This window comes from Micromonospora sp. WMMC273, assembly GCF_027460285.1.
Classification (GTDB): domain Bacteria; phylum Actinomycetota; class Actinomycetes; order Mycobacteriales; family Micromonosporaceae; genus Micromonospora; species Micromonospora aurantiaca.
In genome coordinates, this window is sequence record NZ_JAPZBE010000001.1 from 6360581 (window position 1) to 6385912 (window position 25332).

27 protein-coding genes are annotated in these 25332 nt (G+C 74.1%); 6 read left to right on the top strand and 21 right to left on the bottom strand.

Annotated elements, in window-relative coordinates:
• Positions 1–39: 39 nt before the first annotated feature.
• From O7611_RS29665 to O7611_RS29680, 4 genes are read right to left on the bottom strand one after another with little or no spacing between them, the layout of a single operon-like run.
• On the bottom strand, positions 40–987 hold the full coding sequence (locus O7611_RS29665; RefSeq protein ID WP_194802181.1) for a MerR family transcriptional regulator: 948 nt from the start codon (positions 985–987) through the stop codon (positions 40–42).
• A complete protein-coding gene (idi, locus tag O7611_RS29670) occupies positions 977–1570 on the bottom strand; it encodes an isopentenyl-diphosphate Delta-isomerase (RefSeq protein ID WP_194802180.1) in 594 nt (197 codons plus the stop codon). Before idi ends, O7611_RS29665 begins: the two co-directional genes overlap by 11 nt.
• Positions 1567–3048 (bottom strand): phytoene desaturase family protein, encoded by a 1482-nt coding sequence (gene crtI / locus O7611_RS29675; protein ID WP_194802179.1) that lies wholly within the window; start codon positions 3046–3048, stop codon positions 1567–1569. The genes idi and crtI overlap by 4 nt, the downstream gene beginning before the upstream one ends.
• Positions 3049–3077: 29 nt before the next feature.
• On the bottom strand, positions 3078–4232 hold the full coding sequence (locus O7611_RS29680) for a polyprenyl synthetase family protein (RefSeq protein ID WP_194802178.1): 1155 nt from the start codon (positions 4230–4232) through the stop codon (positions 3078–3080).
• Between the two features lie 65 nt (positions 4233–4297).
• On the opposite strand from O7611_RS29680, the gene O7611_RS29685 reads away from it, so the two are divergent.
• Together O7611_RS29685 and O7611_RS29690 are read left to right on the top strand one after the other, a co-directional pair.
• Entirely contained in the window at positions 4298–5224 is a 927-nt protein-coding gene (locus O7611_RS29685; RefSeq protein WP_194802177.1) for a phytoene/squalene synthase family protein, read from the top strand.
• The gene (locus O7611_RS29690; protein ID WP_194802176.1) at positions 5221–6543 is read left to right on the top strand and encodes a cryptochrome/photolyase family protein; all 1323 of its coding nucleotides are present in this window, start codon (positions 5221–5223) and stop codon (positions 6541–6543) included. Before O7611_RS29685 ends, O7611_RS29690 begins: the two co-directional genes overlap by 4 nt.
• A gap of 375 nt (positions 6544–6918) precedes the next feature.
• Here O7611_RS29690 and O7611_RS29695 read toward each other — a convergent pair whose 3' ends face one another.
• Positions 6919–8019 (bottom strand): serine hydrolase domain-containing protein, encoded by a 1101-nt coding sequence (locus tag O7611_RS29695; protein WP_194802175.1) that lies wholly within the window; start codon positions 8017–8019, stop codon positions 6919–6921.
• Positions 8020–8110: 91 nt separating this feature from the next.
• Between O7611_RS29695 and O7611_RS29700 the strand changes: the two genes are divergently transcribed.
• A complete protein-coding gene (locus O7611_RS29700) occupies positions 8111–9595 on the top strand; it encodes a dihydrolipoyl dehydrogenase family protein (RefSeq protein WP_269697960.1) in 1485 nt (494 codons plus the stop codon).
• Between the two features lie 4 nt (positions 9596–9599).
• Here the strand turns inward: O7611_RS29700 and O7611_RS29705 are convergent, their stop codons facing one another.
• From O7611_RS29705 to O7611_RS29715, 3 genes are read right to left on the bottom strand one after another with little or no spacing between them, the layout of a single operon-like run.
• A complete protein-coding gene (locus O7611_RS29705) occupies positions 9600–10364 on the bottom strand; it encodes a crotonase/enoyl-CoA hydratase family protein (RefSeq protein WP_269697962.1) in 765 nt (254 codons plus the stop codon).
• A 40-nt stretch (positions 10365–10404) separates the two neighbouring features.
• Positions 10405–10830 carry a PIN domain nuclease gene (locus tag O7611_RS29710; RefSeq protein WP_269697964.1) on the bottom strand — a complete coding sequence of 142 codons (426 nt, stop codon included), beginning with the start codon at positions 10828–10830 and terminating at the stop codon, positions 10405–10407.
• A complete protein-coding gene (locus O7611_RS29715; RefSeq protein ID WP_194802171.1) occupies positions 10827–11036 on the bottom strand; it encodes a type II toxin-antitoxin system VapB family antitoxin in 210 nt (69 codons plus the stop codon). Before O7611_RS29715 ends, O7611_RS29710 begins: the two co-directional genes overlap by 4 nt.
• 110 nt (positions 11037–11146) lie before the next feature.
• Here O7611_RS29715 and O7611_RS29720 point away from each other — a divergent pair, with 110 nt between their 5' ends.
• Complete coding sequence (locus O7611_RS29720) at positions 11147–11998, top strand: Rieske 2Fe-2S domain-containing protein (protein ID WP_135242775.1); 852 nt, start codon at positions 11147–11149, stop codon at positions 11996–11998.
• A gap of 1 nt (position 11999) precedes the next feature.
• Here O7611_RS29720 and O7611_RS29725 read toward each other — a convergent pair whose 3' ends face one another.
• The 12 genes from O7611_RS29725 to O7611_RS29780 are packed head-to-tail and all read right to left on the bottom strand — an operon-like array spanning position 12000 to position 20948.
• Positions 12000–13016, bottom strand: coding sequence for a LysM peptidoglycan-binding domain-containing protein (locus O7611_RS29725; protein WP_269697966.1), 1017 nt, complete (start codon positions 13014–13016; stop codon positions 12000–12002).
• A 15-nt stretch (positions 13017–13031) separates the two neighbouring features.
• Positions 13032–13463, bottom strand: coding sequence for a pilus assembly protein TadG-related protein (locus O7611_RS29730; protein WP_269697967.1), 432 nt, complete (start codon positions 13461–13463; stop codon positions 13032–13034).
• Positions 13460–13933, bottom strand: coding sequence for a TadE/TadG family type IV pilus assembly protein (locus O7611_RS29735; RefSeq protein ID WP_194802168.1), 474 nt, complete (start codon positions 13931–13933; stop codon positions 13460–13462). Before O7611_RS29735 ends, O7611_RS29730 begins: the two co-directional genes overlap by 4 nt.
• The gene (locus O7611_RS29740) at positions 13930–14412 is read right to left on the bottom strand and encodes a TadE family protein (protein WP_228532557.1); all 483 of its coding nucleotides are present in this window, start codon (positions 14410–14412) and stop codon (positions 13930–13932) included. Before O7611_RS29740 ends, O7611_RS29735 begins: the two co-directional genes overlap by 4 nt.
• The gene (locus tag O7611_RS29745; protein WP_194802167.1) at positions 14412–14621 is read right to left on the bottom strand and encodes a hypothetical protein; all 210 of its coding nucleotides are present in this window, start codon (positions 14619–14621) and stop codon (positions 14412–14414) included. The genes O7611_RS29740 and O7611_RS29745 overlap by 1 nt, the downstream gene beginning before the upstream one ends.
• Positions 14622–14646: 25 nt before the next feature.
• Positions 14647–15510, bottom strand: a complete 864-nt coding sequence (locus O7611_RS29750; RefSeq protein ID WP_194802166.1) for a type II secretion system F family protein — start codon at positions 15508–15510, stop codon at positions 14647–14649.
• On the bottom strand, positions 15507–16460 hold the full coding sequence (locus O7611_RS29755; protein WP_442929378.1) for a type II secretion system F family protein: 954 nt from the start codon (positions 16458–16460) through the stop codon (positions 15507–15509). Before O7611_RS29755 ends, O7611_RS29750 begins: the two co-directional genes overlap by 4 nt.
• A complete protein-coding gene (locus tag O7611_RS29760; RefSeq protein WP_194802164.1) occupies positions 16403–17941 on the bottom strand; it encodes a CpaF family protein in 1539 nt (512 codons plus the stop codon). The genes O7611_RS29755 and O7611_RS29760 overlap by 58 nt, the downstream gene beginning before the upstream one ends.
• Positions 17931–18764: a ParA family protein gene (locus O7611_RS29765; RefSeq protein WP_194802163.1), complete on the bottom strand. Its 834-nt coding sequence runs from the start codon at positions 18762–18764 to the stop codon at positions 17931–17933. The genes O7611_RS29760 and O7611_RS29765 overlap by 11 nt, the downstream gene beginning before the upstream one ends.
• Positions 18764–19432, bottom strand: a complete 669-nt coding sequence (locus O7611_RS29770; protein ID WP_194802162.1) for an SAF domain-containing protein — start codon at positions 19430–19432, stop codon at positions 18764–18766. Before O7611_RS29770 ends, O7611_RS29765 begins: the two co-directional genes overlap by 1 nt.
• Entirely contained in the window at positions 19429–20388 is a 960-nt protein-coding gene (locus O7611_RS29775) for a hypothetical protein (RefSeq protein ID WP_194802161.1), read from the bottom strand. The genes O7611_RS29770 and O7611_RS29775 overlap by 4 nt, the downstream gene beginning before the upstream one ends.
• Positions 20382–20948 carry a hypothetical protein gene (locus O7611_RS29780; protein ID WP_194802160.1) on the bottom strand — a complete coding sequence of 189 codons (567 nt, stop codon included), beginning with the start codon at positions 20946–20948 and terminating at the stop codon, positions 20382–20384. Before O7611_RS29780 ends, O7611_RS29775 begins: the two co-directional genes overlap by 7 nt.
• A 559-nt stretch (positions 20949–21507) precedes the next feature.
• On the opposite strand from O7611_RS29780, the gene O7611_RS29785 reads away from it, so the two are divergent.
• Positions 21508–22284 (top strand): prepilin peptidase, encoded by a 777-nt coding sequence (locus tag O7611_RS29785; protein ID WP_269697968.1) that lies wholly within the window; start codon positions 21508–21510, stop codon positions 22282–22284.
• Positions 22285–22392: 108 nt separating this feature from the next.
• Positions 22393–24768: a glycoside hydrolase family 65 protein gene (locus tag O7611_RS29790; RefSeq protein WP_194802158.1), complete on the top strand. Its 2376-nt coding sequence runs from the start codon at positions 22393–22395 to the stop codon at positions 24766–24768.
• Here O7611_RS29790 and O7611_RS29795 read toward each other — a convergent pair.
• A complete protein-coding gene (locus tag O7611_RS29795) occupies positions 24741–25223 on the bottom strand; it encodes a hypothetical protein (RefSeq protein WP_194802157.1) in 483 nt (160 codons plus the stop codon). The two genes, O7611_RS29790 and O7611_RS29795, sit on opposite strands and share 28 nt — an antisense overlap.
• Positions 25224–25332: the final 109 nt, after the last annotated feature.

The window sequence follows — 25332 nt, forward strand, 5'->3', positions numbered from 1 at the left end:
CCGACCGTAGTGGACGCCGACCCGGAACGGGAGAGGGGCTCAGCTCGTCGTCGACTGGTCCAGCGAGTCCCGCACGGCCACGGCCAGCGACAACGCCTCGGCCAGGTCCACCGGCCGGACCACCCCGGCCGGCAGCGAGTCGGCCCGCCAGCCGGGCCCGGCGGCGAGTACCAGCAGCGGCCGGCGCGGCACCGCCAGCAGCGCGGTGAGCTGGCACGGGTCGGCCGTCGCCCGGATGTGCGACCAGAGCACCACGGCCGCCGGACCGGTCCGGTTGACGGCCTCGACCAGGGCCGGCACCGGTACGCGGGCACCGAGCATGCGATAACTCACACCGACCTCGGCCAGCGCGGCGGCGAGCGCCTCCAGCGGCAGCGAGTGCTGCTCCTCGTCGGCGCAGGAGAGCAGGATCCGGGGCGGCCCGGTCATCGGGTGCGCCCGTGCCACTGTGGCGAACGCCTCGGAGACGCACCGGGACATGAGGTGTTCCACCTCGATCAGCGCGGAGGTGGCGGCGTGCCGCTCCCCGATGCCGGCGAGCACGGGCCGCAGCAGCCCTTCCCAGGTCGCCACCACCCCGTCGGCGGCCAGCGCGTCGGCGATGGTGCGGCCGATGGTCACCGAGTCCAGCCGCATGGCGGCACGAGCCAGCCCGCGCGCCGCCGGCCCGGCCCGGCCGACCGGGATGGTGGTGCCGCCGCCGTCGCGTACCGTCGAGGCCCTCGCCTTGAGGCCGAGCCGCTCCGGGGGCGGCACGGCCGGCGCCTGCCGGGCCCAGCGGGCGGCCTCGGCGGGCGCGACCCCCTCGGTGGTCAGCCGGCGCATGATCTCCAGGCGGGCGAGGTCGGCGGGCGTGTACCGCCGGTGGTGACCCGGCACGTGCTCGCTGGGGCCGAGACCGTAGCGCTGGTGCCAGGTACGCAGCGTGGTGACCGCCACACCCAGTCGGCGTGCGACGGCCCCCGCGCTCAGCGCCTCATCGGCCACCCGACCGCTCCGGTGCCTCGGTGGCCGCTACGCCCGGCCGGGACGCGTCGGTGGGGTGCAGCAGCCGGTTGACCACGCCGCCGAGCCACGGGGCGTACTCACGGGGGTGGGCGTCCAGGTCGCCGACCACCGCGCCGGGGTCGACCCAGCGCAGGTCGGCCACCTCGTCCGGGTCGGGCCGCGTGACCAGGTCGGCGGGTACGTCGGCGCGCAGCACGTGGTCGTACTCGAACTCGACCCGTCCGGTAGCCGGGTCCTCGGCGTAGTAGAGGTACACGCCGACCTCGGTGAGGTCGACCGGATCGACGCCGAGTTCCTCGGCGAGCCGCCGGTTGGCGGCCTCGGCCGGCGACTGGCCGGGCAGCGGGTGCCCGCAGCAGGAGTTCGCCCAGCGCAGCGGGAACCGCGTCTTGACCGCGGCCCGCTGCTGCAACAGCACCCGCCCGTCGGGGTCGACCAGGAGCACCGAGAAGGCGCGGTGCAACCGCCCGGGTGGCTGGTGGGCGGCCGCCACGGTGGTCTCGCCGAGCACCCGGCCGTCGTCGTCGACCAGCTCGACCAGGTGGGTCTCCCGCTCGCTCACGACATCGCCCCGGTGACCCGGGCTGCGGCGATCTTGCCGCTGATCAGCACCATCGGCACGCCGACACCGGGCTGCGTGCCGGAGCCGACGAACACCACGTTCTCCAGCGTCCGGTGCAGGTTGGAGGGGCGGAACGGGCCGGTCTGGAAGAGGCTGTGCGAGGCGGCGAACGGGGTGCCGGCGGCCATGCCCTGCGCCGCCCAGTCGGCCGGGGTGACCGCCCGCATCACCTCGATGCCGTCGCCGAAGCCGACGTAGCCGCGCTCCTCCAGCGTGCTCACGAGTTGGTCGGCGTACCGCTGGGTGAGGTCGCCGGTCCAGTCGAACGGCGCCCGCTCCAGGTTCGGCACCGGGGCCAGCACGTAGTAGGTGTGCTTCCCGGCCGGCGCCACCGACGGGTCGGTGCGGCTCGGGTTCGTCACCAGCAGCGACGGGTCGGTCATCAGCTCGCCTCGCCGGATCACCTCGTCGAACGTCCCCTTCCAGGAGCGCCCGAAGTGGATGTTGTGGTGGGCGATCTTGCCATAGCCCTGCGTCGAACCGATGTGCAGCACCACGCAGGACGGCGAGTAGGTCAGCTTGCGCTGCCGGCTGGGCGGCAGCAGGTCCTGGTAGGCGACCGGCAGGTCCGGGTTGAGCACCACCGTGTCGGCGGGGATGAAGTCGCCGTCCGCGGTGACGACGCCGGTGGCGCGGCCGTTGGCGGTCTCCACCCGGGTCACCGTGGTGCCGTACCGGATCTGCACGCCGTGCTTCTCGGCCGCGCCGGCCATCCCGCGGGAGACCGCGTGGATGCCGCCGCGCGGGAAGCACACACCGGCCACCGAGTCGAGGTACGCGATGACCGCGTAGATCGCCAGCGCGTCGTGCGGCGACAGGCCCGCGTACATGGCCTGGAAGGAGAAGATCCGCTGGGTACGCGGGTCGCGGAAGAACTGGTTGATCTTCGTCTGGAGCCGCCGGAAGGCGCCGCTCGCGAACAGCTTCAGCAGGTTGCCGGTGAGCAGGTCGGTCGGCGCGTCGAGGTTGCGCTCGATGAAGTCGGCCCGTTCCCACTGCCAGAGGTTGCGCGCGTAGTCGACGAAACGCAGGTAGCCGTCGGCCTCCCGGGGGCCGCAGACGCGGGCGATCTCGGCGGCCATCCGGGTGGTGTCGGTGATGACGTCGAGCGTCGACCCGTCCGGGTAGTAGGCGCGGTACGCCGGGTCGAGCGGGGTCAGGTCGAGCCAGTCGGTCAGCTCCTCACCCACCGCGCCGAGCGCCTCGGCGATCAGGTCGGGCATGGTGAGGACGGTCGGGCCGGTGTCGAACTCGTACCCGTCGACGCTGAGCCGCCCGGCGCGGCCGCCCGGCACCGGCTCGCGTTCCAGCACCGTCACCTGCCGGCCACTGCCGGCCAGGTGCAGCGCGCAGGCCAGCCCACCCAGCCCGGCGCCGACCACTACCACCCGGTCGGTCCGTCCCTTGACGGTACGCATTCCGGCCCCCTTGCTCACGAAGTTGCTCATCATGCCCGCCGCGCCGTGGCGGCGGTGGCGAGGCCGGTCAGCGCGGTGCGCGCGGTCTCGTCGATCGGTGCGGTGCCGAGCGCGGCGAGCGCCTCGGTCACCCGGTCGGAGATCATCCGCTCCACCCGGGCGGTGGCGCCGGTGTCCCGGACCACGTCGGCCAGCCGGTCCACCTCGTGTGCCGCGGTGACCGAGCCGGCCCGCTCCAACGCGCGGCGCTGCGCCGGGTCGGCGAGCTGCCGGGCCAGCATCAGCAGCGCTGTCGGCTTGCCGGTACGCAGGTCGTCCCCGGCCGGCTTGCCGGTGGTCTCCGGGTCGCCGTACACGCCCAGCAGGTCGTCGCGGAGCTGGAACGCCTCGCCGACGGCCAGCCCGTACCTGGTGTACGCGGCGATGAGCGGGTCGTCCGCGTCGGTGCCGGCCAGGCAGGCGCCGAACAGCAGCGGGCGCTGGACGGTGTAGCTGGCGGTCTTGTAGCGGGCCACCCGCAGCGCCCGGTCGACGGTCCAGCTCGCCGAGTCGTTCTCGCCGAGCACGTCCAGGAACTGCCCGGCGACCGTCTCGACCCGCATCTGGTCGTAGCAGCGGCGCACGTCGAGCAGCCGGTCCGCCGGGACCGCCGCGTGTGCCATGAGCCGGTCGGCCCACACCATGCACAGGTCGCCGATGAGGACGGCGACGGCTTCGCCGTACCGGTCGGGGTCGCCCGTGTGCCCGGCGGCCCGGTGCCGGGCGGCGGCGGCCCGGTGCGCGGTGGGCAGCCCGCGCCGGGTGTCGGAGGCGTCCATCACGTCGTCGTGGACCAGCGCGAACGTGTGCAGGAGTTCGAGCGCGGACAGCGCGGGGAGCACCGAGCTCAGCGGTTCCTCACCGCCGACCACACCCCGCCATCCCCAGTACGCGAACGTGGGGCGGACCCGTTTGCCGCCGGCCAGCACGCAGTCACGTGCCGTCGCGGCGAAACCACCCATCGCTGCGTCGATCTCGGTGAGTGATTCGACTTCTGCGGCCAGGAACGCCGCCAGCGTCTCGTCGACCCCTTTGATCAGGTCTTTCGTGAACGCGGCCAGTACGCCGCGGACCGGATCGTCCGTCGCCCCGGCCTGAGCCGGCGCGACGCGGAGCGCATTACCCGCAACTGCGTCGTTGGCCATGTGGGGGAGCGTACCCTAGGGTTACGAGTTGCGTCGATTGCTGCGTCGAAACTGAGGAGGGGCCGATGGACACGGATCTGACCGCTGCCTATGACCGTTGCCGCGAGCTGCACCGGCGTCACGGCCGTACCTACTATCTCGCCACCCGGCTGCTTCCCGCCTGGAAACGGCGGCATGTGCACGCCTTGTACGGCTTCACCCGCTACGCGGACGAGATCGTCGACCGCACCGAGGACCTGCCGCCGGCCGAGCGCGCCGCCCGGCTGCGCGAGTGGTCGGATCGATTCGTCGCCGGGCTGCACGGTGCGTCGGTCGACGACCCGCTGCTCCCCGCGGTGCTGCACACCATTGCCGTGTTCGACCTGGACCGCGACGACTTCGCGTCGTTCCTGCGCAGCATGGCGATGGATCTGACGGTCATGTCGTACCCGACCTACGACGACCTGCTCGACTACATGGAGGGCTCGGCCGCTGTCATCGGCACCATGATGCTGCCGATCCTCGGCAGCTCCGACCCGGCCGCCGCCCGCGAGCCCGCCCGCCAGCTCGGCTTCGCGTTCCAGCTCACCAACTTCATCCGGGACGTCTCCGAGGACCTCGACCGGGGCCGGACGTACCTGCCCGACGAGGACATGGCCAAGTTCGACCTCACCCGCGACGACCTGCTCGCCGCAAAGGCCGCCGGCCGCACCACGCCGCGCATCCGCGAGCTGATCGAGTACGAGGTGACCCGCGCCCAGGCCCACTACGTCGCCGCCGCACCGGGCATCCCGCTGCTCGATCCCGCCTCGCAGGCGTGCATGCGCACCGCGTACGCGCTCTACGGAGGCATCCTCGACGAGGTGGCCGCCCAGGACTACGACGTCTTCGTGCGGCGTGCCCTGGTGCCGCAGCGGCGCCGGATGGCGGTGGCCGCGCGGGCGCTGCTCACCCCGTCGGGCACGCCGGTGCGGGTGCCCGGCCCGGCCCTGGAACCGGCCCTGGCCGGATGACCGGCCGCACGGCGGTCGTGCTGTTCACCCGTGACCTGCGGGTGCACGACCACCCGGCGCTCGCCGCCGCCTGCTCCGCGTTCGACCGGGTGGTGCCGCTCTACGTGCTCGATCCGGCGTTGCAGAAGCTCTCGCCGAACCGCACCCGGTTCCTGCATCAGAGCTTGGCCGACCTGCGTGAGGCGCTCCGCACACGCGGTGGGGACCTGGTGATCAGGCGCGGCGACCCGGTGGCCGAAACAATCGAGCTGGCCCGGAAGGTGGGCGCCGAGGGCATCGGGCTCTCCGCCGACGTGAGCCGCTACGCCCACCGCCGGGAACGGCGGCTGCGCGCCGAGTGCGACAGGCACCGGATGTTCCTGCGCGTGTTCCCCGGCCTCACGATCGTCGAGCCCGGTGCGCTGCGCCCCGGCGGCGGCGACCACTACCGCGTCTTCAGCCCCTACTTCCGCGTCTGGCAGGGCGTGCGGTGGCGGGATGAGCTGGCCGCCCCGAAGCAGGTCCGGCTGTCCGACGGCGTCGACCCCGGCCGGCTGCCGGATCCGCCGACTGGCGACAGCCCGGACGCCGCCGTCGGTGGCGAGGCCGTCGCCAGGCGCCGGCTCACCGCCTGGCTGCCCACCCTCGATCGGTACGACGACATCCACGACGACATGGCCGGCGACGAGACCTCGCGGCTCAGCCCGTACCTGCGCTTCGGGTGCGTGTCGCCGCTGGCCGTGGCGAACCGGGCCGGTGACCGGGACGGCCCGTTCGTCAGGCAGCTCTGCTGGCGCGACTTCTACCACCAGGTGGTGGCCGGTTTCCCCGACCTGTCCACTGTCGCCTACCGCCGCGGTGCGCGCGAGGACTGGCGCGACGACGCGCACGCGTTCGACGCCTGGGCCGAGGGGCGGACCGGCATGCCGATCGTGGACGCGGGCATGCGCCAGTTGCGCGCCGAGGGCTGGATGCACAACCGGGCGCGGCTGATCACCGCCGGCTACCTGACCAAGCACCTCGGGCTGGACTGGCGGCCCGGCCTGGAGGTCTTCTTCCGGTGGCTGCTCGACGGCGACCGGGTCAACAACTCGGGCAACTGGCAGTGGGTGGCCGGCACCGGCAACGACACCCGGCCGTACCGCGGCTTCAACCCGGTACGGCAGGCCGAGCGCTACGACCCCGACGGCGCGTACGTGCGGCGCTGGGTGCCCGAGCTGGCGTCGGTGGCGGGCAAGGCGGTCCACCAGCCGTGGCGGCTGCCAGACGAGGTACGCCGCACGCTCGACTACCCGCCACCGCTGGAGGTGCCGGGCGCCGACCCGGTCTGGCTCCGCTGACGCCGCCCGCCGCCCGCCGGCTTGCGCGGACGCGCGGGCGGTCGCGCCAGATGCGTCGCCCGCGCACGATCACGAACGCCGCCGGCGCAGACCTCCCGCGCGTCGCAGGCCGACTTCCTTGGTTACCGTAGGTGATCGGGTTCCCCGCCGACGCCGTTCACCTCTGGTCCCCTTTGCTCTGCAGCCATATCCGCACCGGTTGCGGAACGTGACCGTCGGGGCCCCGCGCGGTTTTCGGACCTGCGAGGAAACCCCTGCTCAACGCGATGCTGCGCCGATGGCTGCAGAGCAAGGCGGAAAGGGGAGTCCAGGCTGCCCGGCCGGCTCGAATGCGCTGCGTGACGACGCCCGGCAGTCACCGACTGTGACGGTCGGTCAGAGGCAGGAGTGCAACGCCTCGACCAGGTCCTCCACGCGGTCGTGGTCGGCCAGCCGGGCGGTCGCGTACGCGAAGGTGTAGCCGCGTTCCGGGTCGGCCCAGGCGCTGCTGCCGCCGATCCCGCCCATGCCCCAGCTGCCGTCCGGCTCCCACTGCATGCCGAGCGTCCAGTCCACCGGCCGGTCCAGCAGCAGGTCCGGGCCGGAATACTGCACCCGCGTCGCCTCGGCGACCACTTCCGGGCTGAACAGGCGTACCCCGTCCAGCGTGCCGCCGGCGAGCAGGCCCGCGTACAGCCGGGCGAGCCCGGCGGCGGTGGCGTGCAGGTTCACCGCCGGGATCTCGGCGGCGCGCCACAGCTCGCTGTTCACCATCGCCACGTCGCGCCCGCCCGGCGGGTTGTCCAGCGCCCGCGCCCGCAACGAGCCCGGCTCGCCGCGCATCGCGTCCGGCCAGGCCGGATCGGCGTACGACAGATCGGCGCACCGCCGCCGGTCGGCCTCGCCCAGTCCGAAGGCGAGGTCCAGGCGCCACGGTCCGGCGATCTCCTCGGCCAGGAACCGGCCCACCGAGCGTCCGTCCACCCGGCGGACCAGCTCGCCCACCAGGTGCCCGTACGTCCAGGCGTGCTCGGCCGCGACGGCGCCCGGCGTCCACTCGGGCTCGGCGGCGGCCAGATCGGCGCAGAGCAGGTCCCAGTCGGCGACGGCGGCGGCGGGCCGGGGCACCGGGAAGGCGGGCAGCCCGGCGGTGTGGGCGAGCACCTGCCGGACGGTGGCCGGGGCGCGGAAGCCCGGCCAGTAGACCGAGACCGGCGCGTCCAGGTCGACCCGGCCCCGGTCGACGAGCAGCAGCAGGCAGAGCGCGGCCACCGGCTTGCCGGCCGAGTAGACGTCGACGAGCGTGTCCGGCCGCCACGGCCGGTCCGCCCCGGAAACCGGTACGACCACGCCGGGCGGGACCGCTGCGGTGGTGCCACCCACCAGCTCGATCACCGGTACGCCGCCGTGCCACACCGCCAGTGACGCGCCCGTCTCCCGGCCGGTGGCGAACAGGTCGTGGAAACAGTCCCGGACCGGAGTGAAGCGCGTGTGCATGCGGCCACCGTAGGCGGTGGCATTCGTGACGAGCGCGGAATTCGGGCCCGGTGCGGTGGTCGGTGTCCCGAAGGTACGGAATGCTTGCGGAATGGCGGAGCCGGAACTGGTGGATGTGGTCGTTGTCGGGCTCGGCGTCGGCGGCGAGGAGGTGGCCGGGCGGCTCGCCGAGGCCGGCCTCAGCGTGGTCGGCATCGAACGGGACCTGGTCGGTGGTGAGTGCCCCTACTGGGGGTGCGTGCCCAGCAAGATGATGATCCGGGCGGCGAACGCGCTGGCCGAGGCGCACCGGGTCAACGAGCTGGCCGGGTCCGCCCAGGTGCGGCCCGACTGGGCGCCGGTGGCGAAGCGGATCCGCGCCGAGGCCACCGACACCTGGGACGACAAGGTGGCGGTGGACCGCTTCACCGGCAAGGGCGGCCGGTTCGTCAGGGGCAGCGGACGGCTCGACGGACCGAACCGGGTACGCGTCGGCGACCAGGTGTTCCAGGCGCGCTACGGCGTGGTCCTCGGCACCGGCACCCGGCCCTCGGTCCCGCCGATCGACGGGCTGGCCGACACGCCGTACTGGACGAACCACCAGGCCATCGAGGTCGAGGAACTGCCCGCGTCGCTGCTGGTGCTCGGCGGCGGCGCGATCGGGCTGGAACTGGCACAGGTCTTCGCCCGGTTCGGCGTGCGGGTGACGGTGATCGAGGCGGCCGACCGGCTGCTCGCGGTCGAGGAGCCGGAGGCGTCGGCGCTCGCCGCCGACGCGCTGCGCGCCGACGGGGTGGAGATCCACACCGGGGCCAAGGCCGGCCGGGTCGGCCACGACGGCGGTGCGTTCACCGTGTACGCCGACGGCGCCGAGTTCACCGGCGAGAAGCTGCTCGTGGTGACCGGCCGCAAGGCGCACCTGGAGGAGCTGGGCCTGGACACCGTCGGGGTGGACGCCGGGCAGCGCTACCTGCCGGTGAACGACCGGATGCACGTCACCGACGGGATCTGGGCGGTCGGCGACCTCACCGGCGAGGGTGCGTTCACCCACATCGCCATGTACCAGGCCGGCATCGTGGTGGCGGACGTGCTCGACCACATGCGGCGTACCAAGGGCGGCCCTGATGCCAGCGGCACCGCGAGTGTGGTCGGCGGCGCGGCCGGTGTGGTCAGCGCGGTCGGCGGCGCGATGAGCGCGGGCGGGTCGACCGCCGCGCCGGGCAGCGTCCCGGTCGCCGACTACCGGGCGCTGCCCCGGGTCACGTTCACCGACCCCGAGGTCGGCGCGGTCGGCCTCACCGAGCAGCAGGCCCGCGAGCGCGGCGTCAACGTCCAGGTCGGGTACGCCGACCTCACCTCGTCGGCCCGGGGCTGGATCCACAAGAGCGGCAACGCCGGGTTCATCAAGCTGATCGCCGACGCCGACCAGGGCGTCCTCGTCGGTGCCACCTCGGCCGGTCCGGCCGGCGGCGAGGTGCTCTCCGCGCTCGTCGTGGCGGTGCACGCGGCGGTGCCGATCAGCCAGCTCCGGCACATGATCTACGCGTACCCGACGTTCCACAGGGCCATCGAGGACGCGCTGCGCGCGCTGAAGTGAGGCCTCAGCCGGCCGGCACGCCGTGCCGGCCGGCGCCGTCGGCGAACCGGCCTGCGCCGCGTACCCCGTCCACCGCCAGCGACTCCAGGCCGTAGGCCAGCTCGGTCGCCATCGCCTCCGGCTCGGGCTGCCCCGCGCCGTCCAGCACCGCCGCCCGGTCGTTGCGCAGGCACGTCTGCGGAGACCGGGCGACAGCGGCGGCCAACTCCTCGGCCGCCGCGCGGGCCTCACCCGGCGCGACCAGCCGGTTGATCAGACCCATCGCGTACGCCTCGTCGGCGCCCACCGCACGGCCGGTGAGGATCAGGTCCATCGCCCGGCTCTCCCCGATCAGCCGGGGCAGCCGGACCGTCCCGCCGTCGATCAGCGGTACGCCCCACCGGCGGCAGAACACGCCCAGCGTGGCGTCCGACTCGGCGACCCGCAGATCGCACCAGAGCGCCAGCTCCAGCCCACCGGCCACCGCGTACCCGGAGATCGCCGCGATCACCGGCTTGGACAGCCGCATCCGGGTGGGGCCCATCGGCCCGTCGCCGTCGGGCTCGACCCGGTTGCCGCGCGGCGTGCCGACGGCCTTGAGATCGGCGCCGGAGCAGAACGTGCCGCCCGCACCCCAGAGCACACCCACCGCCGCGTCCGGGTCGGCGTCGAACGCGCGGAACGCGTCGGCCAGCGCTCGTGCGGTCGGCCCGTCCACGGCGTTACGGGCCTCGGGCCGGTCCAGGATCACAGTGGTCACGGCACCGGCGTGCTCGACGCGTACCCCCATAGGCCCAGCATGCCCGCGACGGCGCCGTCGTGGCTACGGTCTATTTGATCGTGCCGGGCCGGGTCAGCCAGCGCATCGGCTGGCCGGCGACGGCGCCGACCTGGTCGAAGTCCCGGTCGTAGTGCAGCAGCGAAAGCCCGTGGTATTCGGCGGTGGCGGCGATGAGCAGGTCGACGGCGCCCGCCGAGCGGTGCGTGCCCCGCGCGGTCAGCTCGCCCTGGATCTCGGCGGCGCGCTCGTAGATCCGGTCCGGCATCACCACCCAGCCGAAGGCGGCCCGGAGCTGCTCCGCCAGGCGCGTCCGGTCGGCGACGGACCGGGCGGTGTAGAGGAACTCCAGCTCGACCAGGGGGCACACGGCGAGCAGGCCCGCTGTCACCTGCTGGTCCCACCGCGCCAGCACGTCGGGATCACGCAGGAGCCGGACCAGGGCACTGGTGTCGATCAGGTAGTCGGCCAGCTTCACGAGCGGTAGGCGCCCTTGTCGAGCAGTTCGTCGAAGTCACCGGTCTGCCCGCGCTCGGCCAGTTCCGCCAGCGCGCGGGCGCGGCGCAGTCTTGCCGCGCCCTCGCGGAGCGCGACGTTCACCGTGTCCTTCTTGGTCTTCGTGCCGTACGCCTCGGCGGCATCCGCAAGCGCCTCGTCGTCGACGTCCACCAGGATCTTGGTCATCGCAGCTCCCTATATACAGTCGGCCGCCCGAGTATATCCAGCGGGGGTTCCGTGCGAGGGAATTCCGGGGCGTCCGGTTTGGGGGCTCTCCTGCCGGGAAGTCGGAACAGGTGCGCGAACTACTGACGAAGCTCGAACAGGCCACCGGTCTCGACCGGGTGGGTGACCGGTTGCAGCGCGCCGTCCAGGGCACGCTGCGCTCGCAGCGGGTACGCGACGCGCTGCACGGCGTGTGGCTCGGCCATCCGCTGCACCCCGCGATGGTGCAGGTGCCGGTCGGCGCCTGGATCTCCGCCGCCGTGGTGGACCTGCTGCCCGGCCAGCGCCGCGCCGCCACCGCCCTGGTGGGTCTCGGTACGGTCAGCGCGCTGCCCGCGGCGGTCGCCGGGCTCAACGACTGGGCCACGCTCTCCCGGGACCAGCGCCGGGTCGGGCTGGTGCATGCCGCCGCCAACACGGTCGGCCTGGCGTTGTTCGCCGGCTCGCTGGCGGCCCGGCTCAACGGGCGGCACGGCCTCGGCCGGACGCTGTCCTACCTGGGGCTGTCCGCCGCGAGCGGTGGGGCGTACCTGGGTGGGCATCTCGCGTACAAGCAGGGTGCCCAGGCCAGCCAGAGCGTCTCCGAGCTGCACCTGATCAGCGACGGCTGGCACCGGGTCGGCGACCTGAGCAGCCTGCCCCGGCACGAACTGGTCACCAAGAAGATCGACGACGTCTCGGTGATCCTCTACCGGGACGGCGACGACGTCACAGTCATGCTGGAGCGCTGCCCGCACCAGAGCGGCCCGCTCGGCGAGGGCACGATCGAGCAGGTCGACGGCCACGCCTGTGTGGTCTGCCCCTGGCACGGCAGCGCGTTCCGGCTCGACGGCGGCGAGGTGGTGCACGGCCCGGCCGCCAACGACCAGGTCGTGCTGCCCACCCGCGTGGTGTCCGGCCGGGTCGAGGCCCGGCTGCCCTGAGTCAGTCCCGCCGGTGCCGCCCACTGGACAGCGCCCGGGCCGGCACCGGCCGCTTACGCAACCCGAGCAGCGCGCCGATCTGCGCGCCGACGATGCTCGCCACGGCCAGCACCGCCGAGATGGCGAGCGGACGGTTGATGCCCTCCTCGGCGGTGGCCCGGGACGCGCCCGCCGACATGGCCGGCGGCTGACCGACGGGCGCCTCCACGGTGGGCGTCGCGTCGCGCGGCGTGGGCTTGGGCTTCGCCTTCGGGGTGGTCGACGAGGCGCCGCCGCCACCCGGCTTCGCCGGTGCCGTCTCGGCCGGCTTGGTGACCACGATCCGTCCGGCGGCGTGCCGCCGGGCACCCGAATCCGTCGCGCCGTCCGGCAGCGTGATGAGCTGACCCGGGCGGATCCGGTCCGGGTCGGCGAGCCGGTTCAGCCGGGCCAGCTCCTTGTACCTGTCGAAGTCGTCCAGATAGCGATCCGCCACCTCGCCCAGGTAGTCGCCCTTCGCCACCCGGTACACGGCCGGGTCGTCCGCCTGCGACGCGACCGGGGGCGGCGGCGCGACCTGGCTCGCGGCCACGGCCGGTGAGGTGACGGCGGCGACCGCCGGCTGCGGGGCGGTCAGCGCGGCGGCACTAGCCGCGGCCGGGCTCGCGACCAGGATCAGCGCGACCGAACCGACGAGGGCGGCTGCGGCCTTCTGCTGGCGGTGCATGCCGGGCAGCTTCGGCGCCGGCCGGCGTACCGCCGCCGCGAGCAGCTCCACCACGACGGAGAACGCGAACGTGGCCCAGCCGAACCAGCCCACCACCGCCAGCGCGCGCAGGAACAGTTGACCGTCGTCGCGGCTGGTCAACGCCGTACCGACCTCGGCCAGCGTGGGCAGGTGATCCGGCAGCGGGTTGCCGGCGAACGCCAGCAGCGCGACCGGCCCGCCGGCCAGCACGCCGACGAGCACGACGAGAGCGCCGAGGCCGGTGAGAACCTGGCCGGCGCGGCGGACGGGGGAGCGTCGGGGTGCGCGCATGGCGGCCTTCCCTTCCTACGGTGGTCCGGTGAGGGCCCGAGCGGTGGCCTCACCGGTGACGGTGGCGGTCTCTTGCACGCCGAACAGACTCAGCAGGTCCCGGCTGTAGGTGATCTGCACGCTCACCCGGATCTGGGTCTCGGTGCCGACCACCGGGAACTCGACCTCGTGGTCCTGGACGCCGCCCGCGGCGTTCAGGTAGGCGGCGACAGCGGCGCGGGCGGCGACCTGGTCGATCTGCTTCGGGCCGCCCTCGATGGCCCGCGCGCGGTCGATCATCTGGCCGCCGGCGCGGGCCGCTTCGGCGGCCAGGTTGTCCGCGCGCTGAAGTGTGCGCAGTTGACCCGCGCCGTCGTAGGCGAGGCCGATGATCGCCAGTACGCCCGTCATCGCCACGGCCAGGAACAGGCTCACCCGGCCGCTCTCCGCCTCGCGCCGCCCGGTCATCCGCGACTCCGGTACGTGTCCAGCGGCGAGGTGAACCTCGCCGAGACGGTCTTGCCGCCCGGCACGCCGGGCAGGCCGGGCGCGCTCAGGTCGTCGAAGGAGACGGTGCAGGTCACCGTGACCGTCACGGTCGCCGGCATGCCTGCGGCGCTTGCGTACGCGGCGGCGAAGCTCGTCGTCGTCCCGGCCACGGAGCCCGCGAGATCGATCTGGGGTGGGCCGGTGCAGTTCAGTCCCGCCCAGCCGAGCTGGTCCTGGGCCGCCTCCTCGGCGGCCTCCGCACCGTCGTCGGCGTTGCGGGCGAGTGAGGCGGCCCGGGCGGCGTCGTGGGCGGCCGACTCCACCGCCTCGTCCGCGATCGCGGTCCGCCCGGCGACCCCGGCCAGCACCATCAGTCCGATGAAGGCGGGCGCGAGCACCGCCACCTCGATCGAGACGGAACCCCGGTCCCGCCGCGGCCCGCCGCTCATCCGGTGGTCCAGCGTTCGGCCGGGCCGTGCGCGGTCTGCGTGACCTCGAACGAGACGCCCGGGATGACCGACAGGGAGCGTCCCTGCACCGTGCAGGTGACGCCGGTGGCGCTCTCGACGCAGGTCGGGCCGGTCTGCTCCCAGCCGACCAGCCAGTCCCCGGACTGTTGCAGGAAGCTGATCGCCCGCTGCCGGCCGGCGTCCGGCCCGGCGTCGATCGTGCGCTGCGCGTTCACAGCGGTCTGCGCGGCGTTCAGCGCGGTGGACCGGGCCACGAACCAGACGGCGACCTGGATCGAGCCGAACAACATCACCAGGATCACCGGCATCACCACGGCCAGCTCGACCGGGTTGGCGCCCCGCTCGCCCTCGGCCAGGCGGGCGCGCAGGGCAGCGGCGATCCGCCCCGGACCGGGCGGACCGGCGGGCCGGCCGGCAGACGCCGGCCGGCTCCGGGCCGTACGGACGGGGCGCTGCATCACGGGGCCTGCGGCGCCGTGTTGTCCGGGATGGCGTTCATCCAGTTGTTCGCCTTGGCCAGGGCGAGCCCGGTGACCGCCATGGCCACCGCGACCAGGCCGAAGATGATCACCGCGGTCGGCACCGGGCTGTCGCCGCGCTCGGAGTCGCGGCGCAGCTCGGCGAGGCGGGTGCTCACCGCCACGTACAGGTAGGCGTAGAGGTGCATGGTCGTCTCCTTCTCGAAGGTGGGTTCACAGACGGGCGAGGAACGGATAGACGGCGAAGCCGAGCAGGACGAACACCAGCAGCGAGCCGGGGATGTCCAACTTGCTGGTGACCCCCTCGGCCCGGGCCAGGTTGTCGGTACGGATCTGGTCGCGCAGCGAGTCGGCACGGGACCGCAACGTCTCGTGCACCTGGGCGCCCTCGCTGCCGGAGGAGCGCATGATGGCGCCCACGTCGCCCAGCTCCGGGATGCCGATCCGCTCGGCCAGTTCCTGCAACTCGTCCCAGGGCGAGTGCATCTGGAGCTGGGCGAGCCGCAGCGCCTCCCGGATCCGGTCGAAGACCCAGCCGTCGCAGACCGCCGCCGCGCGCTCCAGCGACTGCACCGGGCCGTGCGCGGCGGACAGCTGCAACGCCACCAGGTCGAGGTAGGTGCAGACCGCCTGCCGGAACTCGTCCCGGGCGGCGTCGGCCTTGGCGAGGACCGCGCGGTGCGCGAGCAGCCCGGCGCCGAGCGCCAGGCCCAGGCTGGCCACCACCGGTACGGCCACCGGCAGCGCCACCCCGCCGACGAAGAGCACCGCCGAGGCGACCGCCGGGGTGGCGAACCCGATGAGCGCGGACAGCAGCACCGACAGCGCGTACTGCTCGGGGGTGCGGTCGAGCAGGGCGAGTTGCCGGTGCGGCGGGCGCAGCCAGCGGGCGAACCCGCCGAGCCAGTCCGGCCCGGCACCGACGGCCGGGGCCTGACCGGGCGGCTGGTGCAGCCGGCGCAGCGCCGGGCCGAGCGCCGGGGTGGCCGGCAGCGCCTCGCGGACGACCAGGAACAGCCCGAGCCCGACCGCGCACCCGCCGAGCACCCCGATCGCCATCTGCCAGTTGAGGATCATGCGATCGCCTCGTCCAGGTCGGGCGCCGGCAGGAACCGCGCCGGCCGGGGCGGCTGGCTCATCGAGCGCACCCAGACCAGCAGGCCGACGAACGCCGCACCGAGCACCGCCATCACGAGCTGACCCGTCACCGTCCCGTAGGGACGGATGTAGTCGCTGTTCACCAGCCCGTACGCGAGCGTCGCCAGCGTCATGCCGGTGAGGAAGCGGACCGCGAACCGGGGCTGGGTGCGCTTCGCCTCGACCTCGCGCCGGGTCGCCACCTCGGCCGAGGCGGCGCCGGCGATCGACCCGAGCACGTCGCCGAGGCGCTCGCCCCGGTCGGTGAGGTGCAGGATCAGCGCGGCCACCACCTGGTCGGCGACCGGATCGGCGATCTCGTCGGCGAAGGCGAGCAGCGCGGAGCGGGCCAGCCAGCCGGCCTGGAGGCGGGCGGCGAGTGTGCGTACCTCCTCCTGGATCTCCTCCGGCGCGGTGGCGATGGTGCCGATGATCGCCTGTTGGAGTCCCTGGCCGGTGGCCGAGATGTCCTTGAGCCGGCGGGTCCACTCGCCTACGGCTTCGACCCGGGCGATGGCCCGCTGCTCGGCCCGGCCGACCGCGAACAGCCACGGCACGCCCGGCACCGCCAGCGCCACCAGCAGGCCGACCACCGGCAGCCCGGTGAGCAGGAACGCCGCCGCCCCGGCGACCACAGCGGCGCCGAGCAGGAGCTGGTAGCGGCGCTGGTCGGCGCGGCTCGCGCCGGAGCCGGTCCAGAGCCGGCTCAGGCCCGGCCCGGTACCGGGTGCCGGACCCGGTGGCCGCCGGGTGCCGACGAGCGCGACGACTGTCAGCACCAGCCCGGCCATGCACGCGGCGCCGGAGACCAGGGCGATCAGTTCGATCTGCGTCACGCCGGGCCTCCGTTCGGCCGCGCCCCGAGGCGGGTGTGCCGGGGACGCCGCCACGCGCCCATGCCTGCCTCGACGAACCGGGTGAGCAGGCGGGCGTCGTAGCCGACGCGCAGCAGTTGGTCGCGGATGCGTTCGGGCAGGTGACGGGGGACCGCCCGGCCGTCCGGGCCGGGGCCGAAGACGGTGGTCGTGGTGATCCGGTTGCCCTCGCCGACGCCGATGACCTCCTCGACGTGCGAGACGAACCGGTGCTTGCGCCCGCCGATCGCTGTCTCGTCCTCGACCGTCACGTAGACGATCAGGTCGAGCGCGTTGCCGGCCATCCGGCGGGCCTGGTCGACAGTCATCTCCCGGCCGTGCGACAGCGCCAGCTCGATGATGCGTTCGCTCACCCCCGAGGGGGTACGCGCGTGGATGGTGCACATCGACCCGCGGCTGGTGGTCATCGCCTGGAGCATCGGCACGATCTCACGGGACCGCACCTCGCCGACGATGATCCGCAGCACGCCCATGCGCAGCGACACCGGGATCAGGTCGGCGATGCTGACCTCACCCGCCGGCCGCCCGTCCGCGCCGCGCTCGCCGTGCCCCTCCCGGGACTCGAAGCTCATCACCGCCCGGTGCTTGTGCCCGCGCCGGGCCGGCAGCAGTTCCCGGCTCTCCTCCAGCAGCACGTACGGTTCGTCGGCCGGGATCTCGTCCATCAGCGCGCGGATGACTGTGGTCTTCCCGGCCCCGGCGAGCCCGGCGACCATGATGTTCAGCCCGGCCCGCATGGACGCGCGGAGGAAGTCGCGCAGCAGCGGGTCGATCATCTCGTCCAGGTCGGGCCGGCCGCCCGCGATGTCCTCCAGGCTCACTTCGAGCGTGTTGTGCTTGCGGATCACCGCGTACGGGCGGTGGCTGACCAGGAACACGGCGGCGAGCCGGCTGCCGTCGGGAAGTTGCAGGTCGAGCGTGGGCTTCGAGGTGGACAGCGACCGCTCGGTGGCACCCGCCCGGCGGGCCGCGGCCTGGAGGATCTCCACCAGTTCGTCGTCGGTCTCGGCGATCGGCTCGGCCCAGTCGACGCCGCCGCCGTGCCGGGTGATGCGCACCTGGTCGCAGCCGAGGATGTGCACCTCCTCGATGCTGTCGTCGACGAGCAGCGTCTGGAGCCGGCCCAGCCCGACGAGTTCGGCAGTCACCTGGTCGAGCAGCAGCCGCTCCTCGTCGGCGGCCATCGGGGTGCCGGCCCGGCGTACCGAGTCGGCGTACGCGGACACCACGGCTACCGCCAGCCGGGCGCGCTCGACCTCCTCGGCGTCGGCGTCGAACTCGCGTCCGCGCTGCCAGTGGGTGAGCCGCTCGCTCAGTTCCCGGCGCAGCTCGCGGACCACTGCGAAGTCGACCCGGGGGCGTGGCGGTGGCGCCGACGCGGCGGGCATCGGACCGGGTACGTGGTGCCGCCCGTTCGGCGGGGCCAGCGGCGGGACGGTGGAGACGACGCCCGGCTGCTGGACGCGCGGGTCGTGGGAGACCGGCTCAAACCGCACCGGACACCCCCGGCACGCTCGGCGCGGTCACCGCGCGCGGTGTGGTCGCCCCGGGCCAGGCCAGCCGGGCGCGCCGCCGGTCCAGCAGCGCCCGTACCGGCACCTCCAGGGCGCCGGCCGCGCGCATCAGCGGCCGGTTCGCCCGTACGGTGCCGCCGTGGGCGAGCACCTCGGCGGTACGCGGGTCGTGCGGCAGGCGGGCGATCACCGGCAGCCGGAGCGCCTTGCTGATCTCGCTGGTGCCGTGCCCGTCCCCGACGACGAGGAGCCGCAGCGTGCCGGGCGGTAGGCGGTGCTCGGTGAGGTCCCGTTCGATCGCGCGGGCGGTGGCCCTGGTGGCGGAGAGGTCGGGCAGGTGCGCGCGGGTGACGAGCAGCACCACGGCGGCGGCCCGCAGCAGCGGCCACGGTGGACCGCCCACCGCCAGCCGGCCACAGTCGACCAGCACGTCGTACGGCGGTTCGCCCCGCTCCAGTCCGGTGAAGTAGTCGGCGAAGCGCTGCCAGAGCGGGATCACGCTGCCGGCTTGGGCCGGGTCCACGACGCCAGGTAGCAGCAGCCGCTCGCGGCGGGGCGCGTCCAGGTCGACCAGCTGGGACCAGAATGCGTGCTCCAGGCTGCCGTCGCGCAGCTCGCCCACCGCCAGCTCACCGATGCCGCGCGGGCCGTCCAGCGCCCCGCCGAGGTAACCGGCGAGGATCGAGCCGCCTGCGGGGTCGCACTCGGCCAGCACGAGCCGCCGGTGCCAGCTCAGCGCGGCGGCGAGCGCGGCGGTGGTGACGCCCGGCGACCCCTTCGCCGAGACCAGGGCGATGATCGCCATCAGGCTGCCTCGGTGAGCACGAGCGCGATCCGGTCGTCGGCTGCGAGCGCCACGACAGCGGGCACGTCCCGTACGGCGAGCGCCAGGTAGACGACCACGTCGCCGTTCTGCGGCGTGGCTGTGTCGATCACGGTGCCCTCGAACCGGGTGCCGCCGCCACGGGACGCGTCGGCGCCGCCGCCGGTGGCGTTCGACGGCGTGCTGACCAGCAGCACCTTGTCGCCGGGGTGCAGCTTGCGGGCCGGCACCTGCTCGGGTTTCAGCCCCAGCGCGATCTGCTGCTGACCGGCGCCGAGCAGTGGGGCTTCGGTGAGCTGCGCCTCGGTGAGCAGCGTGCCCGGGGTGAGCCGGACGGCGGCCCGCAACCCCAGCACCTCGTCCATCCGGTCGGCGGGCACCGGCCGGAGTTCCCGGCCGCCGGAGACGCGTACCGGCACCAGGTCGTCGGCGCTGAGTTGCTGTCCCACGTCGACCGCCCGGGCCACGGCCAGGTACGTGCCGGTGGAGCGGACCGAGGTGACAGCGAACGCGGCGCCCAGACCGCCGAGGGCGATCAGCAGGACTGCCAGGCCGAGCAGGCCGGGTCGGACGCGTCGTTGCCGGACCACCTTCGGCGGTGCGACGGGTGCCTCCACCGGGGTTCCGTTGCGGGCTGCCACGACACTCATCGGGTCACCACCTGAAGCTCGTTGATCTGTACCGAGACGACGCCGCTGGACCGGCTCTGGGCGATCACGCCGCTCTCGCCGCCGCCGGACCACTCGACGGTCCAGAACGTCGTGGCGCTCACCTCGTAGGTGTCGGCCTCCGGATAGCCCTGGTCGAGGCCGCAGTCCGGGGAGGTGGAGCCGGCCCTCGGCCCGTTCGCCCGGTACGGCGTGCCCGGTCCGTCGCAGGTGACGTCGATGTCGTCGGACATGTGCCAGACGATCCGGTCCACCTTCGCGGTGATCTCCACGGTCAGCCCCCGGTCGGAGGCGGACGCGGACAGCGGCCCGAAGTACGCCTCGCCCGGGCTGGCCCACATCCAGACGGGCAGCCCGACCAGGCCGGGGCCCTGACTGCGCCGGGGTGCCACGGCGGCTCGGGGCGGGAGCAGCGAGATCGAGGCCAGCGCGCGGCGGGCCAGTTCCTCCGGGTCCGGCGGCGCGCCGTAGCCGGGCGGCGGGGCGTCCAGGAGTTCCTGGCGCATGCTGCCCGGGCTGGTGTCGCCGCCGTTGCAGGTCAGTTGGTACCACTGCTTGCCGGGAGGCGCTTCGTTCTGCGGCTCGGCGAGCTTGTAGTAGCAGCCGTCGGCGTTGTTGAACCAGCCGAGCGCCGCGTTGTAGCAGGGGATGGCCCGGCCGTTCCACTGGCACTTCGGGGTGCTGCCGCCGTTGCCGCCCCCGCCGCCGTTGTCTCCGCCGCCACCCGGCCCACCCGGTCCGCCGGGGATGCCGGGGTCGTCGTCCCAGACGTCGCAGTCGGTCTGTTCCGGCGGGCACGAGCCGCCCGGATCGGCGGCGCGGGCGGGTGCGCCGGTGAGCGTCAGCAGCGCGGCCAGGCCGGCGGCGAGCAGCAGCCGGCGGAGCGTCCCGGCCCGGGCCGGCCGGGCCGGGACACCCCTTCCTCCCCAGGTCAGCACGGCTGGTCCTGGTGCGCGGCGCCGCCGTTGACGCGCCACCGGCCGTCCGGGTACCGGACCGCAGTGGCGGTGGCCAGGTAGCGCCCGCCGCGCGTGCCGGGCACGGCCTTGCGGTCCTTGGCGTAGACGAGCCGGTAGCCGCTCGCGTCCAGGCAGTCCTGGATCTCGACGGTGGGCGGGCGCGCGGTCAGGTCGACCGACACGACCTCGGGGTCGGAGAGCAGTTTCCCGGTACGCATCGCGCCGTGCTCCTTCGCGTCGAGAATCGCCATTCGGACCCGAGTCAGCAGCGGATCAGCCAGAAAACGGGTCAGAGCGGGATGGGACGGATCGCTGCGCGCACTGGCCGCCCGGGACGCGTCGAGATAGCCGGAATAGGCGGCCAGAGCCGCTTTTCCGGCCGCGTCTTCCTCGGCGCTGGAATGGGCGGCGGGTGCGGCGGCGCGGCCGGTCAGCGGACCGGTCGCCGCCTCCGGCTCGGTGCCGCAGCCGGTCGAGCCGACCACCAGCACGAGGCTGAGCAGGAAGATTTCCCATCGGCGGGATTGCCGTGTGCGCAACGCCGATCCCTCCTCGGTGCCGGCCCGGGGCGATCACGCCGACCCGCTCCGGGCATGCGGAAGCGCGCCCGGAACTGTCACTCCGGGCCCCCGTCGCCACCACTTGTATTGACCTGTACTGATCGCTGCGGATTCTGTGCCCTTGCTCCTCCGACGCCAATTGATCGGGGGTTGCGTCGTACCCAAGGGGCGAGCATAGGCTCACGTCCGCCGATGCAACAGAGGCAATTCACGTGAACACGGTGAGTGAAGACGGGAGGTGGTGGCCGGTGTGTGTCACCACGGTGACGAGCGGGCTTCGGCGGGGTTCCGGGCCGGCTGGTGTGTGCTCACCCGTACGCCCCGCGGCGGTGCCGACAGGCCGCCGGTATGGGTGGGGAGTGTGCCGCTCGTCCGATCCGTCCCGCCGGTTCGGCAGCGCCCACGCCGTGGCCCGTCCCGGCCTGTCGCGCGTCGCGCCGCACGCCGCCGCGGGCTTCCCCCGTCACATCCGCGCGATCGATAAATCACTCTGCGTGTCCCACGACGGAACGCACGGCGACCGGACGGGGGATCCGGCATGACGGCTGAACGGGTGCGGCGCACCGGACCGGTGGCCGATGCCCGCCGTCCGAGCGCCCGGCTGGCCGCCGCCCTGACTGTCGTACCCCTGCTCCGGCTGGCGGTGGCGCGCTACGCCGTACCGCCGGGGTGTCCGGACCGGACGGCGTGCGACGGCTGCGGCGCGTCGATCGGGCTGGACCGGCCGCTGCCGGCGCTCGGCCCCGCGGCCCGGTGCCCGGCCTGCCGGGCCCGGGTCGGCGCGGCACCCGCGGTGGTGGAGGTGGCGTTGCTGCTCGCGGTGGCCGTCCCGGTGTTCACCGGCGGCGCGCCCGCCGCCCGGCTGGCGCTGGCGTGGTGGCTGGTCTGGGCGGTGCCGATGACGATCGTGGACGCGATGGCGCACCGCCTGCCCGACCGGCTCACCTGGCCGGCCGCCGCCGGCGTGTGGGCGCTGCTCGGGGTGGCCGCGCTGACCGGCCCTGGCGTCGACCCGCTGGTACGCGCCGTCCTGGCCGCCCTGGCGCTCGGCGGCGGCTTCGCCGCGACCACGCTGCTGTTCGGGCGGCGCGGCTTCGGTCTCGGCGACGCCAAGCTGGCGCTCGGCGCGGGCGCGCTGCTCGGCTGGTACGGCTGGCCGGTGCTGGTGGCCGGGCTGGTGCTCGCGCTGCTCCTCGCCGGGTCGGCCGGGGTGGCGCTGCTCGCCGCCCGGCGGGTCCGCTGGTCCGGGTACCTGCCGTTCGGCCCGTTCCTGGTGCTCGGCACCGCCGCCACGCTGGTGCTCGTCACGGTGTGATCGGCCACCCGCAGGTGCGGGCGGGTTCGCCACGGGTATCGGAGTCCCAGCCACCTCCCAGCCGGGTCTGGTTCGGTGGCGGTCCAGGCTTCGGACTCGGGAGGGCACGTGCCGCACGGCGACGACGGTTGGCGGATCCGGCGCACGAGCGCGGACCTGGACCGGCTGGGCGAGACCGAGTCCGTCTTCGCGCTCGCCAACGGCTGGGTGGGCTGGCGCGGGACGCTCGACGAGGGCGAGCCCTGCGGCATGCCCGGCAGCTACCTCAACGGGTTCCACGAGCAGCACGACCTGACCTACCCGGAGAGCGGGTACGGGTTCCCGGAACGCAGCGACACCGTGATCAGCGCGCCGAACGCCGCCCTGATCCGGCTCTGGGTGGACGACGAGCCGCTGGACCTGGGCACCGGCACGATCCGGCGGCACCACCAGGAGCTGGACCTGCGCGCCGGGGTGCTCCGCCGGGAGACCGAGTGGGTCTCGCCGGGTGGCCGGGGTGTGCGGATCCGCAGCACCCGCCTGGTCTCGCTGATCCGCCGTCCGGTCGCCGCCGTCGACTGGTCTGTCGAGCCGCTGGACGAGCCGGTCCGGCTGCGGGTCGGCGCCGACCTGCTCGCCAACCAGCGGGTGCCGGAACGCGCCGACGACCCCCGGGCCGCCTCGGTGATCCACGACCCGCTCACCGGCGAGATCCGCCGCGACGACGGCCTCGACGGTGTGCTCGTGCACCGGACCGGGCGCAGCGGCCAGCGGGTCGCCGTCGCCGTCGCGCACCGGGTCGAGGCGTCCGACGAGATCGCCACCGACACCGAGCTGACCGCCGACCGGTTCCGGCTGGCGCTGTCCGGTCCGGTACGCCAGGGCGAGCGGATCCGGGTCACCCGGTTCGCCGCGTACGAGTGCGCGGACGTAGACGGCACCCCGGCCGGTGAGCTGGCCGGCCTGGTCGTCGCGGAGGCGGACACGGCCCGGGACGACGGGTTCGACGTCCTGCTCGCCGAGCAGCGCGCCGCGCTCGACGCGGCGTGGGCCACCGCCGACGTCGAGCTGGACGGCGACCCGGAGCTGCAACTCGCGGTCCGGTTCTCGGTGTTCCACCTGCTTCAGTCCGGCCGCGCCGACGGCGACCGGACCATCCCGGCGAAGGGGCTGACCGGAAACGGCTACGACGGCCACGTGCTCTGGGACACCGAGGGCTACGTGCTGCCGGTGCTGACGTACCTGGCGCCGGAACTGGCCCGCTCGGCGCTGCGCTGGCGGCACGCCCACCTGCCCGAGGCCCGCGACCGGGCGGCGGAGCTGCGCCTGACCGGTGCCACCTACCCGTGGCGGACGCTCAGCGGCCGGGAGTGCTCCGGCTACTGGCCGGCCGGCAGCGCGGGCCTGCACGTCAACGCCGACATCGCCGACGCGGTGCTGCGGTACGTGGCGGCCACCGGCGACACCGCGTTCCTCGCCGAGTGCGGCGCCGAGGTGCTGATCGAGACCGCCCGGCTGTGGCACGGCTACGGCCACTTCGACGACGGCGGCGCGTTCCACCTCACCGGCGTCACCGGCCCGGACGAGTACTCCGCGCTGGTCGACGACAACGTCTTCACCAACCTGATGGCCCGGCGCAACCTGCGCGGCGCCGCCGACGCCGCCGAGGGCTGCCCGGACGTGGCCGCGCGGCTGGGCGTCGACGCCGCCGAGGTGGCCGGCTGGCGGGCCGCCGCCGACGCCATGTTCGTCCCGTACGACGGCAAGCGCGGCGTGCACGAGCAGTCGGCCGGATTCACCGCGCAGCCGGAGTGGGACTTCGCCGGCACCGGCGAGGACGACTACCCGCTGCTGCTGCACTTCCCCTACCAGGAGCTGTACCGCAAGCAGGTGGTCAAGCAGGCCGACCTGGTGCTGGCCATGCTGCGCTGCCCGGGGGAGTTCACCGCCGAGGAGAAGACGCGCAACGTCGCCTACTACGAGGCGCGGACCGTCCGGGACTCGTCGCTGTCGGCGTCCGCGCAGGCGATCCTCGCCGCCGAGGTCGGGCACCTCGACCTGGCGTACGACCTGTTCGCCGAGACGGCGTTCCAGGACCTCGCCGACCTGGGCGACAAGACCGCCGACGGGCTGCACCTGGCGTCCCTGGCCGGCGCCTGGCTGGTGGTGGCGCAGGGCTTCGGCGGGCTGCGCGACGACCGGGGCGTGCTCGCGTTCGAGCCTCGGCTACCCCGGCCGATCACCCGGCTGGCGTTCCACCTGCGCCGGCACGGGCACCGGCTGCGGGTCACGCTCACGCCGCAGGAGGCCCGCTACGAGCTGCCGGACGCCGGGCCGGGCGACGCGGTGGAGCTGTGGCACCACGGCGAACAGTTCCGCGTCACCGGCGACGGGCCGGTCACCCGGCCGATGCCGCCGGTGCCCGATCCCGGCCCCGAGCCGCAGGCCCCGCCCGGCCGCCGTCCGGAACGGCGCGCTCAGGAGGCGGCCGGCGGCGACGACTGAGCCGGCAGGCCGGACATCCGGGCGACTACTTCCTCCAGCGCCTCGAACGCGTACGCCCAGTTGTGGCACTTGAAGCTGCGCAGCCCGGTGATCGGGGTGCGGCAGTCGGCACAGTGGACACCGGAGATCGCGTCCGGCACCTCGGTGTTCACGTACTTACGGTCGCCGAGGATCACTCGCGCGATCATCGTGTGGTCGTGTACGCCGTGCAGCGCGGACGCGACGATGTCGTACCAGGTGACCCGCCGCCCGCACTTCGGGCAGTCCGGTTCGTCGCCGCTGACCCACAGCGGTGCGCCGATCGTGCGCGCGGGCATGTTCAGCAGCTTCTCCAGCCGCCGCACGTCCGCCTCCGGGGTGGTCCACCGGTGCTGCCCTGGTAGTGACGCGGGCGAGTCGTAGACGGCGCGGAACACCGCCGGCTCGACCTCCACTGTCTCCCGTTCACCTGTCATCGGGTACCTCCTCGCGCCGGCGTGTCCCACCGTCGTACCAGGTGGCGGCCGGGATCGGCCGGATCGTCGACACGGCGGGTCAGCGGTGTGTCGCGCAGAGTGCTAGACA